Origin of the sequence: Bacillus sp. FSL R5-0603 (genome assembly GCF_038050295.1) — a bacterium.
GTDB classification, from domain to species: Bacteria; Bacillota; Bacilli; order Bacillales; family Bacillaceae; genus Bacillus; species Bacillus subtilis.
In genome coordinates, this window is the sequence record NZ_JBBOYP010000001.1 from 1,490,707 (window position 1) to 1,506,978 (window position 16,272).

The window sequence follows — 16,272 nt, forward strand, 5'->3', positions numbered from 1 at the left end:
AGCCCTAATGACTTTAAGCTTGGGGTGTCGATTGCTTTGACTACTAAAAAAACATCGCCTGATTTGTTATTGGTCATCATTACGTTATTATTATTAACAATCGGATTAATTATGGTGTACAGTGCGAGTGCGGTATGGGCGGATTATAAATTTGACGACTCATTCTTTTTCGCGAAACGGCAGCTTTTGTTTGCGGGAATCGGCGTCATTGCTATGTTTTTTATCATGAATGTTGATTATTGGACTTGGAGGACCTGGTCCAAATTGCTGATGGTTATCTGCTTTTTCCTTCTGGTGCTTGTTTTGATACCGGGCGTCGGAATGGTGCGGAACGGTTCAAGAAGCTGGATCGGAGTCGGAGCATTCAGCATACAGCCTTCAGAGTTTATGAAGCTTGCGATGATTGCATTCCTTGCTAAATTTCTCTCTGAAAAACAAAAAAACATCACATCGTTCAGACGGGGGTTCGTCCCCGCACTTGGCATCGTGTTTTCAGCATTTTTGATTATCATGTGCCAGCCTGACCTCGGAACGGGGACAGTAATGGTCGGAACTTGTATTGTCATGATTTTTGTAGCCGGCGCGCGGATCGCCCATTTCGTCTTTCTCGGGCTGATCGGCCTCAGCGGATTTGTCGGGCTCGTACTATCGGCTCCATATCGAATTAAACGGATTACCTCATACTTAAATCCATGGGAAGATCCGCTCGGAAGCGGATTTCAGATCATTCAATCGCTTTATGCAGTGGGGCCCGGCGGGTTGTTCGGAATGGGGCTCGGACAAAGCAGACAGAAGTTCTTTTATCTGCCTGAGCCGCAAACAGACTTTATTTTCGCCATCTTGTCAGAGGAGCTGGGTTTTATCGGGGGAACACTTATTTTGCTCCTCTTCAGCGTCCTGCTGTGGAGAGGAATCAGAATTGCGCTTGGTGCCCCTGATCTGTACGGAAGCTTTGTCGCAGTCGGCATTATTTCAATGATTGCCATTCAAGTCATGATAAATATCGGCGTAGTCACGGGCCTGATTCCTGTAACAGGCATCACGCTCCCGTTTTTGAGCTACGGAGGCTCTTCATTGACTCTAATGCTGATGGCAGTTGGTGTGCTGCTGAATGTAAGCCGCTATTCGAGGTATTAACGAATGTATGTCCAAGCTTCCTTTCTAACATGAAGCTTGGAAACAATTGATGCGATAACCCTGTCCAACAAAACAGGGTTATCGTTATGTTATAGAGAAACTTAGACTGGGGGAAAAGAAATGCGAATTGCAATAAGCGGAGGCGGTACAGGGGGACATATTTATCCTGCGCTTGCTTTTATTAAAGAAGTGCAAAGACGTCATCCTAATGTGGAATTTTTATATATTGGAACAGAAAACGGGCTGGAGAAAAAAATTGTTGAGCGGGAGAATATACCGTTTCGTTCAATTGAAATTACAGGATTTAAAAGAAAATTGTCATTTGAAAATGTCAAGACTGTGATGCGTTTTCTGAAGGGCGTCAAAAAGAGTAAATCGTATTTAGCGGAATTTAAGCCCGATGCCGTAATTGGAACGGGCGGTTATGTATGCGGGCCGGTTGTCTATGCCGCTGCGAAAATGGGAATTCCGACTATTGTCCATGAACAAAACAGCCTGCCGGGCATCACGAATAAGTTTCTTTCAAAATATGTTAATAAAGTAGCGATTTGTTTTGAAGAAGCGAAATCACATTTTCCTAGCGAGAAAGTTGTATTTACGGGAAACCCGAGAGCCTCTGAAGTCGTCTCAATAAAGACGGGACGATCAATGGCTGAATTTGGGCTTTCTGAAGAGAAAAAAACGGTCTTAATTTTCGGTGGAAGCCGAGGCGCTGCACCGATTAACCGCGCTGTCATTGACATGCAGGATGCGCTGAAAACAAGAGACTATCAAGTGCTGTATATCACCGGCGAAGTTCACTATGAAAAAGTAATGAATGAGCTGAAAAGCAAGGGTGCCGCTGATAATATGGTCACAAAGCCGTTTCTTCATCAAATGCCTGAGTATTTAAAGGCCATTGATGTCATTGTGGCCAGAGCCGGTGCGACAACGATTGCGGAAATTACTGCTCTCGGAATCCCAAGTGTTCTGATCCCGAGTCCATATGTGACAGCGAATCACCAAGAGGTCAATGCGAGATCTCTTGGCCAGCATGATGCGGCGATTGTACTGAAAGAAACAGAGCTCAGCGGGGAGAAGCTGATTGAAGCGCTAGACCGGATTGTACTGAATGAGCAAACGTTAAAGGAAATGAGCGAACGAACAAAGTCACTCGGTGTTCCTGACGCGGCTGCCCGTTTATACAGCGTACTCGAGGAATTAAAAAAATAGTAGAAAAGCAAATGGAATGCGGAGGTTTACGATGGAGAAAGTGATACAGGAATTAAAAGAACGCGAAGTCGGCAAGGTTCTTGCAAATGAACCGCTCGCGAATCATACAACGATGAAAATCGGCGGACCTGCGGATGTATTGGTCATTCCAAGTAGTGTAGATGCTGTTAAAGACATCATGGACGTGATTAAAAAATATGATGTGAAGTGGACAGTCATCGGCCGCGGATCAAATCTTCTTGTTTTAGATGAAGGAATTAGAGGCGTAGTAATCAAGCTGGGTGCGGGTCTTGACCACTTGGAGCTTGAAGGGGAGCAAGTAACAGTCGGAGGCGGTTATTCAGTGGTCCGCCTTGCTACATCATTGAGCAAAAAAGGCCTGTCCGGTTTGGAATTTGCTGCCGGCATTCCAGGATCAGTCGGCGGAGCGGTTTATATGAATGCCGGCGCTCACGGTTCTGATATGAGCGAGATCCTCGTCAAAGCGCATATTTTGTTTGAAGACGGAACGATTGAGTGGCTGACAAATAAGCAGATGGATTTCAGCTACAGGACATCTGTACTGCAAAAGAAACGCCCGGGCGTTTGCCTTGAAGCTGTTTTGCAGCTGGAGCAGAAGGATAAGGAATCAATCGTTCAGCAAATGCAAAGCAATAAAGACTATAGAAAAAATACACAGCCGTATTCAAGCCCTTGTGCGGGAAGCATATTCAGAAATCCGCTTCCGAATCATGCCGGGAACCTTGTAGAAAAAGCAGGCTTGAAAGGATATCAAATCGGCGGTGCAAAGATATCGGAGATGCACGGAAACTTCATCGTCAATGCGGGGGGAGCATCAGCAAAAGATGTGCTTGATCTCATTGACCATGTGAAAAAGACAATCCGTGAAAAATACGAGATTGATATGCACACAGAGGTTGAAATCATCGGTGGAAATCGCTGATTCAAGTTCTGACTGAAGCTGTTCATATGATATACTGTAAGCAAACGACAAACGGCATCATAGTATGCCGTTTGTTTTGGAATAGACAGACTTTTAACAGCTGTTTCATTTGAATGAGGTGAACAGGCAATGAACCCGGGTCAAGACCGAGAAAAAATCGTTAACATTGAAGAGCGGATCCCTAAAATTAAAGAGCAGAGGAAACAAAAGGCAAACCGCCGTCTCATTTCATTTATTATGCTCTTTTTTATTATGGTGCTGATCATTGTGTACCTGCAAACACCAATCAGTAAAGTATCAACAATCTCTGTTACAGGGAATGAAAATGTATCAAAAAAGGAAATTATCGACCTTTCCGATATTAACAGCGGAGATACTGAGTTTTGGAGTTTGGACAAGCAAAAAACAGAAAAGAAGATTCAGCAAAATAAATTAGTGAAAAAAGCGGAGATCAGCAAATCGCTTCCTAATAAAATCAACATTGCAATCGAAGAATATAAAGCGATTGCTTATTTAGAAAAAGACGATGTGTATTATGAAGTGCTTGAAAACGGCTCAGTTCTGCCAAACGAAGTAACGCCGGATGATGCCGGACCGATTTTAGTGAATTGGACAAACGCGAAGAAGCGGTCTCAAATGGCCAAGCAGCTTGATGCGTTGTCAAATTCGTTAAAACAGTCGATTTCAGAAATTTATTATACGCCTGTAAAAATGGATGAAAACCGTATTAAGTTGTACATGAACGACGGTTATGTTGTCACTGCATCTATTAAAACGTTTGCCGACCGAATGAAGACGTATCCTTCTATCATTTCTCAGCTAAGCAGCAATAAAAAAGGAATCATTCATTTAGAAGTTGCCACCTATTTTGAAGAGTTTGGGAAAAACGATAAAGCTGCTAAAAAGGAAGATGAAAATTGAGGGGCAAATCAGCAGTCCTTCTTTCCTTGATTATGCTTATCGCAGGCTTTTTGATTTCATTTTCTTTTCAAATGACAAAAGAAAACAACAAAAGCGCGGCTGAGACGGAAGAGTGGAAAAAAGAATATGCGCTGAGAGATGAACTTCTGAAACAAGAGAAAGAAAATAAGAAGCTTGAAAAAGAATTATATCAAAAGCAAAACAAAGTCCGCCAGGCGGAAAATAAGCTGAAGAAAGAGAAGACGGAATACTATAATGTCCTCGAAGATACAGAAAAATACAGGATGTATATTGGGGAAGTCGGTGTGCAGGGAGAAGGCGTTGAGGTGACATTGGAAGATGCGTCATACATACCGGAAGGGGAGAATGTGAATAGTTACATCGTTCACGAAAGCCATATCTTCCAAGTAGTAAACGAACTGTATATCTCAGGAGCGGCAGCTGTCGCCGTTAATGGACAGCGTTTGACGCATGATTCGTATATCAAATGCAATGGTCCTGTGGTAACGGTAGACGGGGTGCAGCATCCCGCTCCGTTTACGGTATCCGCTATTGGAGATCCGGATGTCCTGCTGCCCTCGTTAAATATCGCAGGAGGCCTAATTGATCAGCTGTCAATGGATCATATTTCTGTGTCGGCAGAAAAAGAGAAAAACGTACAAATGAAACCGATTCTGAAAACGAAGGAATGACTGAAAAAGCGGGTGAAATAGATTGAAAATAAAGCGTTCCTTCATAAGCATCAGTGTGCTTATGGTCATCTTCGGCCTGATGATATCTGTTCAGTTTAATTCGTTAAAGCACCCCAAAGTCCGGGATACAAGAGATATGTGGGATATTAGGGAAGAGCTGACATCAGAGCAGAAGAAGCAGGAAAAGCTGCTGGCTGAAATAAACAAATATGACAAACTGCTGAATAGCTATTCGCAAACGAAAGAAATGACAAAAGAAACCGCGCTAAATAATACCTTGCAATCCTTAAAAAAAACAGCCGGCATGACCGATATAACAGGTAGCGGAATTGTCATTACGATTTCCCCGCTTTTTTCTGAAAGCTTAACAGGAGAGCCGGTCGAAAATCCGCCTCCGGATTTGCTGAAAAAGCTGATTAATGAACTCAACTCCTACGGTGCAGAGCATATCTCGATTAACGAGCGAAGAGTTGTGAATCATACAGTCATCAGAGATATAAACGGCACTACAAAAATAGACGGATACGCCCTTGACGATTATCCTTTAACAGTAAAAGTGCTTGCCAAAGATCCGGACATGTTACACAGCAGAGTGAAGGGGTCAGGCCTTGAGGATCTTTTTGCATCTGAAAATTTAGCATTAAAAGCCGGTAAATCTGAAAGCAAACTAACATTAAAAGCATATGACAGACCACTGGACGTACAACAGCTGAAACTGCTTAAAGACTGAAAAGGAGGAGAATTGTCATGTGGCTGCCCGTGTTGGGACTGGTGCTCGGAATAGCGATTGGACTAATGACAAACTTAACGATACCGAGTGAATACTCAAACTATTTATCGCTTGCGGTGCTTGCCGCACTTGATACATTAATCGGCGGAATCAGGGCGCATTTACAAGGTACATATGATGAAATGGTATTTGTTTCCGGTTTCTTTTTTAATATTATATTGGCAATAAGTTTAGCTTTTCTGGGAGTCCATCTTGGTGTAGACTTGTATTTAGCAGGTATATTCGCATTTGGAGTCAGATTATTTCAGAATATAGCCGTTATCAGAAGAAATCTACTAACAAAGTGGACTCTTTCTAAAAAAAATAAAAAAAATGTGATATAAAAGAGGATATACATAGGATATAACGAATATTTTCAATAAACATAAAATGTGAAAAGCACATAAAAATATTCTGTTGTTATTTTTTGTTACACACTTGTAAAGCCACATTCATTGTATTGTTGTTCCGCAAATAATAGAATAGAAATGATCGAAATGTGAGGAGGTGCCATAGAATGAACAACAATGAACTTTACGTCAGTCTTGACATCGGTACGTCCAATACAAAAGTGATCGTCGGAGAAATGACAGATGATTCCCTTAATATTATCGGTGTGGGAAATGTACCGTCTGAAGGGTTGAAAAAAGGCTCAATCGTTGATATAGATGAGACCGTTCATTCTATAAGAAAAGCGTTTGACCAAGCTGAAAGAATGGTAGGTTTTCCGCTTAGAAAAGCTATTGTCGGCGTTAATGGAAATTATATCAATATTCAAGATACAAACGGTGTTGTAGCAGTTTCCAGTGAAAATAAAGAAATTCAGGTTGAAGATGTACGCCGTGTCATGGAGGCGGCACAGGTTGTTTCAGTACCGCACGAACAGCTGATTGTTGACGTCATTCCTAAACAGTTTATCGTAGATGGAAGAGATGAAATCACCGACCCGAAAAAAATGCTGGGTGTGCGTTTAGAAGTAGAGGGCACCTTGATCACCGGTTCAAAAACAATCTTACATAACTTACTCCGCTGCGTTGAAAGAGCTGGTATTGAAATAACTGATATTTGCCTTCAGCCGCTGGCAGCCGGTTCTGCTGCATTATCAAAGGACGAGAAAAACCTTGGTGTGGCTCTCATTGATATAGGGGGAGGGTCAACAACCATTGCCGTATTCCAGAACGGACATCTCACTTCTACCCGTGTCATTCCTCTCGGAGGCGAAAATATCACCAAAGATATCTCCATCGGATTGAGAACGTCAACAGAAGAAGCAGAACGCGTGAAAAAGCAATTTGGACATGCCTACTATGACGAAGCCTCGGAAGATGAAATATTTGAGGTAACCGTTATAGGCACCAATCAAAAACAAACATTTACACAGCAAGAAGCAGCGAATATCATTGAAGCGAGAGTAGAAGAAATTCTTGAAATTGTTTCAGAAGAGCTTCGCAGTATGGGAATTACCGATCTGCCGGGAGGCTTCGTGCTGACAGGAGGACAAGCAGCTATGCCGGGTGTCATGTCTTTGGCACAGGATGTGCTGCAAAACAATGTCAGAGTGGCAAGCCCGAATTATATCGGTGTAAGAGATCCTCAATATATGACGGGAGTGGGCCTGATCCAATTCGCCTGCCGGAATGCAAGAATCCAAGGCAGAAAAATAGGCTTTAAGATGCCTGAAGAAGCGATACAGGAAATCGCAGTCTCATCATCTGAGGAACAAGAGCAGCATCATCACCAAAATGAGGTGCAGCAGCGGCCAAAAGGAAAACAAAAAACACAAGCCGAACATAATAAACAGAGCAAAATGAAAAAACTATTAAGCATGTTTTGGGAATAGATAGATAGTCATTCGGCAGATTAGGAGGATTTAGCATGTTGGAGTTCGAAACAAACATAGACGGCTTAGCATCAATTAAAGTAATCGGAGTAGGAGGCGGCGGTAACAACGCCGTTAACCGAATGATTGAAAATGAAGTGCAAGGAGTAGAGTATATCGCGGTAAACACGGACGCTCAAGCTCTTAACCTGTCAAAAGCAGAAGTGAAAATGCAAATCGGCGCAAAGCTGACTAGAGGATTGGGAGCAGGTGCGAATCCAGAAGTCGGGAAAAAAGCCGCTGAAGAAAGCAAAGAGCAGATTGAAGAAGCACTTAAAGGTGCTGACATGGTATTCGTGACAGCTGGTATGGGCGGCGGAACAGGAACAGGTGCCGCACCGGTTATCGCACAAATCGCGAAAGACTTAGGCGCATTAACTGTCGGCGTTGTGACAAGACCGTTTACCTTCGAAGGACGCAAAAGACAGCTTCAGGCTGCAGGCGGAATCTCGGCAATGAAAGAAGCGGTGGATACACTGATCGTGATCCCGAACGACCGTATCCTTGAAATAGTTGATAAAAACACACCGATGCTTGAAGCATTCCGTGAAGCGGATAACGTACTTCGCCAAGGGGTTCAAGGTATTTCTGACTTGATTGCTACACCTGGTCTTATCAACCTTGACTTTGCTGATGTGAAAACAATCATGTCAAACAAAGGATCTGCTTTGATGGGTATCGGTATTGCTACTGGGGAAAATCGCGCGGCAGAGGCAGCAAAAAAAGCAATTTCCAGCCCGCTTCTTGAAGCGGCCATTGACGGTGCACAAGGCGTCCTCATGAACATCACTGGAGGAACAAACCTCAGCCTATATGAGGTTCAGGAAGCAGCAGACATTGTCGCTTCGGCGTCTGATCAAGACGTAAACATGATTTTCGGATCTGTTATTAATGAAAATCTAAAAGATGAGATTGTGGTGACAGTGATTGCAACCGGCTTTATCGAACAAGAGAAGGACGTGACGAAGCCTCAGCGTCCAAGCTTAAATCAAAGCATCAAAACACACAATCAAAGTGTTCCGAAGCGTGAGCAAAAACGTGAGGAGCCTCAGCAGCAGAACACAGTAAGCCGTCATACTTCACAGCCGGCTGATGATACGCTTGACATCCCGACATTCTTAAGAAACCGTAATAAACGCGGCTAATGTAAAGGACAAAATCGTTTTCGATTTTGTCCTTTTTTGTTTTTCTCTTCACACTTTCCTTCTTATAAGGTCTTTTTCCCTATTGTTTCCTTCTCTTAGTAATAAAACAGATAATTAGACCTATTTATTTTTGTGACATTTTTATCATTTTCATATATATGGAAATTGAATGACATGAAACGACAATATCTGTAATTCAGATTGTCTACAGTTAATATACAGCGATGTTCTGACAAACCATTCATTATTAAAAGGAGGGACGACACTTTTTTTAAAAAGCATGTTGAAAAAGGGGGATGAAAATGAAGAAAAAAACGAAAAACAGACTCATCAGCTCTGTTTTAAGTACAGTTGTCATCAGTTCACTGCTGTTTCCGGGAGCAGCCGGGGCAAGCAGTAAAGTCACCTCACCTTCTGTTAAAAAGGAGCTTCAATCTGCGGAATCCATTCAAAACAAGATTTCGAGTTCATTAAAGAAAAGCTTTAAAAAGAAAGAAAAAACGACTTTTCTGATTAAATTTAAAGATCAGGCTAACACAGAAAAAGCGGCAAAAGCTGCTGTTAAAAAAGCGAAATCGAAGAAGCTGTCTGCCGCTAAGACGGAATATCAAAAGCGTTCTGCTGTTGTGTCATCTTTAAAAGTCACAGCCGATGAATCCCAGCAAGATGTCCTAAAATACTTGAACACCCAGAAAGATAAAGGAAATGCAGACCAAATTCATTCTTATTATGTGGTGAACGGGATTGCTGTTCATGCCTCAAAAGAGGTTATGGAAAAAGTGGCGCAGTTTCCCGAAGTGGAAAAGGTGCTTTCTAATGAGAAACGGCAGCTTTTTAAGTCATCCTCCCCATTTAATATGAAAAAAGTACAGAAAGCTATTAAAGCAACTGACGGTGTGGAATGGAATGTAGACCAAATCGATGCCCCAAAAGCTTGGGCACTTGGATATGATGGAACTGGCACGGTTGTTGCGTCCATTGATACCGGGGTGGAATGGAATCATCCGGCATTAAAAGAGAAATATCGCGGATATAATCCGGAAAATCCTAATGAGCCTGAAAATGAAATGAACTGGTATGATGCCGTAGCAGGCGAGGCAAGCCCTTATGATGATTTGGCTCATGGAACCCATGTGACAGGCACGATGGTGGGCTCTGAACCTGATGGAACAAATCAAATCGGTGTAGCGCCTGGCGCAAAATGGATTGCTGTTAAAGCGTTCTCTGAAGATGGCGGTACTGATGCTGACATTTTGGAAGCTGGTGAATGGGTTTTAGCACCAAAGGACGCGGAAGGAAATCCCCACCCGGAAATGGCTCCTGATGTTGTCAATAACTCATGGGGAGGGGGCTCTGGACTTGATGAATGGTACAGAGACATGGTCAATGCCTGGCGTGCGGCCGATATTTTCCCTGAGTTTTCAGCGGGGAATACGGATCTCTTTATTCCCGGCGGGCCTGGTTCTATCGCAAATCCGGCAAACTATCCGGAATCGTTTGCAACTGGAGCGACTGATATCAATAAAAAGCTCGCTGACTTTTCTCTTCAAGGGCCATCTCCATATGATGAAATAAAGCCGGAAATATCTGCACCGGGCGTAAATATTCGTTCATCCGTTCCCGGTCAGACATATGAGGATGGATGGGACGGCACATCAATGGCAGGGCCGCATGTATCCGCTGTTGCTGCACTGCTAAAACAGGCGAATGCCTCACTTTCTGTTGATGAGATGGAGGATATATTAACCAGCACGGCTGAACCGCTCACGGATTCAACATTTCCTGATTCACCGAATAACGGATATGGCCATGGTCTGGTGAATGCTTTTGATGCTGTATCCGCTGTTACAGATGGTTTAGGGAAAGCAGAAGGTCAAGTTTCTGTAGAGGGGGATGACCAAGAGCCTCCTGTCTATCAGCATGAGAAAGTAACTGAAGCTTATGAAGGTGGCAGCCTGCCACTGACTTTGACAGCTGAAGACAATGTGAGTGTGACATCTGTAAAGCTGTCCTACAAGCTTGATCAAGGTGAATGGACGGAAATAACGGCTAAACGAATCAGCGGTGATCATCTAAAAGGAACGTATCAAGCAGAGATCCCAGACATAAAAGGAACTAAACTAAGCTATAAGTGGATAATTCACGATTTTGGCGGTCATCTCGTTTCATCTGACGTATACGATGTAACAGTGAAACCAAGCATCACGGCGGGATATAAGCAGGACTTTGAAACTGCACCCGGCGGCTGGGTTGCGAGCGGAACAAATAATAACTGGGAATGGGGAGTTCCGTCAACTGGTCCAAATACAGCAGCATCCGGAGAAAAAGTATATGGAACGAATTTGACAGGAAATTATGCCAACTCAGCAAACATGAACCTTGTTATGCCTCCTATTAAAGCACCTGATTCAGGAAGTCTGTTCCTTCAATTTAAAAGCTGGCACAATTTAGAGGATGATTTTGATTACGGCTACGTTTTTGTTCTTCCGGAAGGTGAAAAGAATTGGGAGCAGGCTGGTGTATATAACGGAAAGACATCAAGCTGGACGGATGAAGAAATTGATTTATCGGCTTATAAAGGCCAAAACATTCAAGTGATGTTTAACCTTCAATCTGATGAAAGCATTGCAAAAGAGGGCTGGTATATTGATGATGTAGTGCTTTCTGACAAATCAGCCGGAAAAACAGTCAAAAAGAATAAGCTGGGCGTCGAAAAGCCGTCTGGAAAACAAAAGAAAAAGTCAGTAAATCCGAAAAAGGCTAAGCCATCTGCAAACACAGCGGTAAAACATCAGAACAAGGCTATACAGCCTCAAGTTTTGCCGCTCAGGGCACAAGTCAGTGTAGTGGAAACAGGAAAATCAACATATTCAGATCAATCCACAGGGCAGTACACGCTGAAGCACAAAGCGGGAGACTATACGCTTATGGCAGAAGCATATGGTTATCAGTCGAAAACACAAAAAGTATCTTTAATGACGGATCAGACGACACAAGCTAATTTTACGTTAGAAGAGATGAAGAAGGGCACATTAAAAGGCACGGTCATCAATAAAACGACAGGAGAGCCGGTAAAAGGCGCTTCCGTTTATGTTGTAGAGGATGCTGCGGTGGAACCGGCTATGACAAACGACAAAGGTGAATATACGCTGGAGGCCTATGAAGGCGCTTATACGATTAAAGTCGCTGCACCGGGTTATTACAGTGATGAATTTTCCGTTGAGTTAAAAGGTGATGTTACAAAAGAAACTGCATTGAAGCCTTTCGTCGGTTATCCGGGTGAAATTGCATATGATGACGGAACGGCGGAGAATGCCAATTCCTATTTTGCGGCTGGTAACGGATGGGCGGTCAAAATGACGCTCGCTGACGGCAAGGACAAAGGCATGCTTACAGGAGGGCTGTTCAGATTCTGGGATACAGAGTTCCCTGATCCCGGCGGCACAGAGTTTAAGGTTGAGGTATACGATGCTACAGGAAAAGACGGAGCACCGGGCAAGAAAATTGCAGGGCCATTTAACGCGGAAGCTCTTCGCAATGGCGAGTGGACTAAGGTAGATCTCAGTTCAAAAGGGATTATGGTCGATAGAGACTTTTATCTCGTGTATATCCAGTCGAAACCTGATCCGTATTCACCTGGATTGGCAATGGATGAAACCGGCCAGAATTCCGGCCGCAACTGGCAGTATATAGATGGAAAATGGCAGCCAGGTGACAAAGCGGACGGCAACTATATGATTCGCGCATTAGTTGATTACGAAGCTGCTGTACCTGAGATTATTTCACCGACAGACAAGTCATACACAAATAAGGAGAACGTCACTGTAAAAGGAAACGCTTCACCTGGTACAACGGTACACATTTATAATGATGAGAAAGAAGCAGGAGAAACAAAAACTGCCGCGGACGGCACGTTCCAGACAGGCATCACACTCAGCAAGGGTGAAAATAAGCTGACGGCAACTGCATCAACAGATAACGGAACAACGGATGCCTCCATCCCGATCACGGTCACGCTTGATCAAGAAAAGCCTGAATTAACACTGGACAATCCAAAGGATGGCGAGAAAACAAATAAAGAAACGCTGACTGTCAAAGGGGCTGTATCCGATGACAATCTGAAAGACGTCAAGGTGAATGGCAAAAAAGCAACAATAACTGATGGTTCATACTCAGCCCGTATTCTTTTGGAGAATGGAAGCAATGAAATCAAGGTGATTGCTACAGACTTAGCAGGCAACAAAACAACGAAAAAGGCTGTCATTGATGTCAATTTTGACAAGCCTGTCATTTCCGGCTTAATTCCGGGAGAGGATAAAAACTTAAAAGCCGGTGAATCTGTGAAAATCGCTTTCTCAAGCGCTGAGGATTTAGATGCAACGTTTATCATTCGTATGCCGCTGACCAATGCAAGAGCGAGTGTGCAAAATGCCACCGAACTCCCGTTAAGAGAAATTTCTCCGGGAAGATATGAAGGCTATTGGACAGCCACTTCTTCTATTAAAGCAAAAGGAGCAAAAGTAGAAGTGATCGTCCGAGATGATTATGGAAATGAAACAAGAAAAACTGCGAATGGAAAACTTAATATCAACACAGAAAATTAAGTGGAAAAAAGCTGCCGTCATTGGCAGCTTTTTTTATATCCTCTCATTATACTTCCTCGACAAATTAAGCAGATTTCCCTGAAAAATTGTATTTTCCTCTCAACATTAATTGACAGACTTTCCCACAGAGCTTGCTTTATACTTATGAAGCAAGAAGGGGAACAGCGTGAGGCAAGAAAGAAAGGAGTCAGATGTGAAAATCTATTTAGATGTCATTTGGCTGTTAAACTTTTGTTTTGATGCACTTTTGCTTTTGCTCACGGCATTTATTTTAAAACGGCATGTAAAAAAAAGAAGACTGGTAGGCGGAGCGTTCATCGGTTCCAGTATTGTCCTTTTGATGTTTACTCCTTTTTCGCCGATTGTTGAACATCCGGCTGGGAAGCTAGCTTTTTCAGTTGTAATTGTGGTGGTGACATTTGGCTTTAAAAGATTTCGGTTTTTCTTTCAAAATTTGTTTTCCTTTTATTTTGCCACTTTTTTAATGGGGGGAGGAATTATCGGGGCCCATTCTTTGCTGCAGTCAAATTCTATTGTTCAAAACGGTGTTATGATTACCAATCAAACAGGGTTTGGAGACCCGATCAGCTGGTTGTTTATTGTTGGAGGCTTTCCAGTATTATGGTTTTTTTCTAAAAGAAGAATTGAAGATATTGAAACAAAAAACATTCAATATGATGAACGAGTCAGCGTGCAGGCAGATTTGGGCAGCCAAACACTTCATGTCAGAGGCCTGATTGATTCCGGTAATCAGCTGTACGATCCTCTTACAAAAACACCGGTAATGATCATTTACATTGATAAACTGGAGCCGATTTTCGGAACAGCCGAAACGATGATCATTCGAAACACAGACCCATTGGAAGCCATCGAACAGCTCGATGATTCCTTTCGCTTTTTAGATAAAATGAGGTTGATTCCATACAGGGGAGTTGGTCAGCAAAATCAATTTTTATTATGCGTTAAACCGGATCACGTAACGATTATGACAAAAGAAGAAATGATTTCTGCAGATAAATGTTTAATCGGCATCAGCACAACAAAGCTGTCGGCAGATGGAGAGTTTGACGCGATTATTCATCCGAAAATGCTTTCGGGCAAGGCTGTCAAACACGTTTCATAATGTTCGCAAATGTCCGTTACTTATCATACTCAAACGGCGTGACATTTAGAAGGGAGAGGAAGATGAAAAAACTGAAATTACGGTTGACGCACCTCTGGTATAAGCTGCTGATGAAACTTGGGCTGAAAAGTGATGAAGTCTATTACATAGGCGGGAGTGAAGCCCTGCCGCCTCCATTATCTAAAGATGAGGAGCAGGTTTTGTTAATGAAGCTCCCAAACGGCGATCAGGCGGCGCGCGCCATTCTAATTGAACGCAATTTGCGTCTGGTCGTATATATCGCCCGTAAATTTGAAAATACGGGAATTAATATAGAGGATTTAATCAGCATCGGTACCATCGGTCTAATCAAAGCTGTGAATACATTCAATCCAGAAAAGAAAATCAAGCTTGCTACCTATGCCTCTCGGTGTATAGAAAATGAAATCCTGATGTATTTAAGAAGAAATAACAAAATCCGTTCAGAGGTTTCCTTTGATGAACCGCTTAATATTGATTGGGACGGCAATGAGCTTTTGCTTTCTGATGTGCTCGGCACTGACGATGACATCATCACTAAAGACATAGAAGCTAACGTCGATAAAAAGCTTTTGAAAAAAGCGCTTGAACAGCTTAATGAGAGAGAAAAACAAATCATGGAGCTGCGGTTTGGGCTTGTCGGTGAAGAAGAAAAAACCCAAAAGGATGTAGCGGATATGATGGGGATTTCTCAGTCTTATATTTCGCGGCTTGAGAAAAGAATTATAAAAAGGTTGAGAAAAGAGTTCAACAAAATGGTGTAAAAAATTTTATGGTTAAAACCCCTTGATTTTACAGGGATTTCCTGATTTCGACGGTTTTTCGGTCTGAGTGCAGTGCATATTTTTCCCACCCAAGGAGATACTTAACGTTGTACAGCAGCTCCTGTAGGGAGGGAAAAAAGTGTCGAGAAATAAAGTCGAAATCTGCGGGGTGGATACCTCCAAATTACCAGTACTCAAGAATGAAGAGATGAGAAAGCTGTTTAGGCAGCTGCAGGATGAAGGCGATGATTCAGCAAGAGAAAAGCTTGTAAACGGGAACTTGCGTCTTGTCTTAAGTGTCATTCAACGATTTAATAACAGAGGGGAGTATGTTGATGACTTATTTCAAGTTGGCTGCATCGGACTAATGAAATCCATTGATAATTTTGACCTAAGCCACAATGTTAAGTTTTCAACATACGCTGTACCTATGATTATCGGAGAGATCCGCAGGTATTTACGCGATAATAACCCGATCCGTGTCTCAAGATCACTCCGGGACATCGCTTACAAGGCGCTTCAGGTAAGAGAGCGGTTAATCAGTGAGACAAGCAAGGAGCCGACTGCAGAAGACATCGCAAAAGTTCTTGAAGTACCGCATGAGGAAATTGTATTTGCGCTTGATGCCATCCAGGATCCGGTTTCTCTATTTGAACCGATCTATAACGACGGCGGAGACCCGATCTATGTGATGGACCAAATCAGTGATGAGCGTAACACAGATTCACAATGGATTGAAGAGCTGGCTTTAAAAGAGGGCATGAGAAGGCTGAACGATAGGGAAAAAATGATTTTGAGAAAGCGATTCTTCCAAGGGAAAACCCAAATGGAAGTCGCCGAGGAAATCGGAATTTCTCAAGCGCAGGTGTCCAGACTTGAAAAAGCGGCTATCAAACAAATGAATAAAAATATTCATCAATAATGAAAAGCCTTTAAAACGATGTTGTTTTAAAGGCTTTTCTATTGATTACGGATGGTTTACGTTTTGGAAAAAGTAAGGTATCCTAGTTCGTACAAAGTTTTATGAAAATTGGAACAATTATAAAAGGCAATAAAGAGGAGGAC

Annotated in this window: 13 protein-coding genes; all 13 read left to right on the top strand. The window is 42.7% G+C overall.

Annotated elements, in window-relative coordinates; genetic code table 11:
- Positions 1 to 36 precede the first annotated feature (36 nt).
- The 13 genes from spoVE to sigG all read left to right on the top strand — a co-directional run bounded on the left by spoVE (position 37) and on the right by sigG (position 16,129).
- Positions 37 to 1,137, top strand: coding sequence for a stage V sporulation protein E (spoVE, locus tag NYE56_RS07755; RefSeq protein WP_003244810.1), 1,101 nt, complete (start codon positions 37 to 39; stop codon positions 1,135 to 1,137).
- Between the two features lie 120 nt (positions 1,138 to 1,257).
- Entirely contained in the window at positions 1,258 to 2,349 is a 1,092-nt protein-coding gene (murG, locus tag NYE56_RS07760; protein ID WP_014479726.1) for an undecaprenyldiphospho-muramoylpentapeptide beta-N-acetylglucosaminyltransferase, read from the top strand.
- Between the two features lie 31 nt (positions 2,350 to 2,380).
- A complete protein-coding gene (gene murB, locus NYE56_RS07765) occupies positions 2,381 to 3,292 on the top strand; it encodes a UDP-N-acetylmuramate dehydrogenase (RefSeq protein ID WP_268555248.1) in 912 nt (303 codons plus the stop codon).
- Between the two features lie 129 nt (positions 3,293 to 3,421).
- Positions 3,422 to 4,213 (top strand): cell division protein DivIB, encoded by a 792-nt coding sequence (gene divIB / locus NYE56_RS07770; RefSeq protein WP_003232178.1) that lies wholly within the window; start codon positions 3,422 to 3,424, stop codon positions 4,211 to 4,213.
- Complete coding sequence (locus NYE56_RS07775) at positions 4,210 to 4,905, top strand: DUF881 domain-containing protein (RefSeq protein ID WP_014476745.1); 696 nt, start codon at positions 4,210 to 4,212, stop codon at positions 4,903 to 4,905. Before divIB ends, NYE56_RS07775 begins: the two co-directional genes overlap by 4 nt.
- Before the next feature lie 22 nt (positions 4,906 to 4,927).
- Complete coding sequence (locus tag NYE56_RS07780; RefSeq protein ID WP_032725658.1) at positions 4,928 to 5,635, top strand: DUF881 domain-containing protein; 708 nt, start codon at positions 4,928 to 4,930, stop codon at positions 5,633 to 5,635.
- Positions 5,636 to 5,652: 17 nt separating this feature from the next.
- Positions 5,653 to 6,018 (top strand): small basic family protein, encoded by a 366-nt coding sequence (locus tag NYE56_RS07785; protein ID WP_003238683.1) that lies wholly within the window; start codon positions 5,653 to 5,655, stop codon positions 6,016 to 6,018.
- Positions 6,019 to 6,191: 173 nt separating this feature from the next.
- Positions 6,192 to 7,514: a cell division protein FtsA gene (gene ftsA, locus NYE56_RS07790; protein WP_003232169.1), complete on the top strand. Its 1,323-nt coding sequence runs from the start codon at positions 6,192 to 6,194 to the stop codon at positions 7,512 to 7,514.
- A gap of 35 nt (positions 7,515 to 7,549) precedes the next feature.
- Positions 7,550 to 8,698, top strand: coding sequence for a cell division protein FtsZ (ftsZ, locus tag NYE56_RS07795; RefSeq protein WP_021479331.1), 1,149 nt, complete (start codon positions 7,550 to 7,552; stop codon positions 8,696 to 8,698).
- A gap of 302 nt (positions 8,699 to 9,000) precedes the next feature.
- A complete protein-coding gene (locus tag NYE56_RS07800; protein WP_341283684.1) occupies positions 9,001 to 13,302 on the top strand; it encodes a bacillopeptidase F in 4,302 nt (1,433 codons plus the stop codon).
- 193 nt (positions 13,303 to 13,495) lie between these two features.
- Complete coding sequence (gene spoIIGA, locus NYE56_RS07805) at positions 13,496 to 14,425, top strand: sigma-E processing peptidase SpoIIGA (protein WP_341284388.1); 930 nt, start codon at positions 13,496 to 13,498, stop codon at positions 14,423 to 14,425.
- A 62-nt stretch (positions 14,426 to 14,487) separates the two neighbouring features.
- Positions 14,488 to 15,207, top strand: coding sequence for an RNA polymerase sporulation sigma factor SigE (sigE, locus tag NYE56_RS07810; RefSeq protein WP_003221446.1), 720 nt, complete (start codon positions 14,488 to 14,490; stop codon positions 15,205 to 15,207).
- A 139-nt stretch (positions 15,208 to 15,346) separates the two neighbouring features.
- Positions 15,347 to 16,129, top strand: a complete 783-nt coding sequence (gene sigG, locus NYE56_RS07815; RefSeq protein ID WP_009967190.1) for an RNA polymerase sporulation sigma factor SigG — start codon at positions 15,347 to 15,349, stop codon at positions 16,127 to 16,129.
- The last annotated feature ends 143 nt before the right edge of the window (positions 16,130 to 16,272 follow it).

Coding starts and splice junctions, on each gene's coding strand:
- ftsZ (WP_021479331.1), top strand. CDS start 7,550: ATGTTGGAGTTCGAAACAAACATAGACGGCTTAGCATCAATTAAAGTA.
- ftsA (WP_003232169.1), top strand. CDS start 6,192: ATGAACAACAATGAACTTTACGTCAGTCTTGACATCGGTACGTCCAAT.
- murG (WP_014479726.1), top strand. CDS start 1,258: ATGCGAATTGCAATAAGCGGAGGCGGTACAGGGGGACATATTTATCCT.
- sigE (WP_003221446.1), top strand. CDS start 14,488: ATGAAAAAACTGAAATTACGGTTGACGCACCTCTGGTATAAGCTGCTG.
- murB (WP_268555248.1), top strand. CDS start 2,381: ATGGAGAAAGTGATACAGGAATTAAAAGAACGCGAAGTCGGCAAGGTT.
- NYE56_RS07800 (WP_341283684.1), top strand. CDS start 9,001: ATGAAGAAAAAAACGAAAAACAGACTCATCAGCTCTGTTTTAAGTACA.
- divIB (WP_003232178.1), top strand. CDS start 3,422: ATGAACCCGGGTCAAGACCGAGAAAAAATCGTTAACATTGAAGAGCGG.
- NYE56_RS07785 (WP_003238683.1), top strand. CDS start 5,653: ATGTGGCTGCCCGTGTTGGGACTGGTGCTCGGAATAGCGATTGGACTA.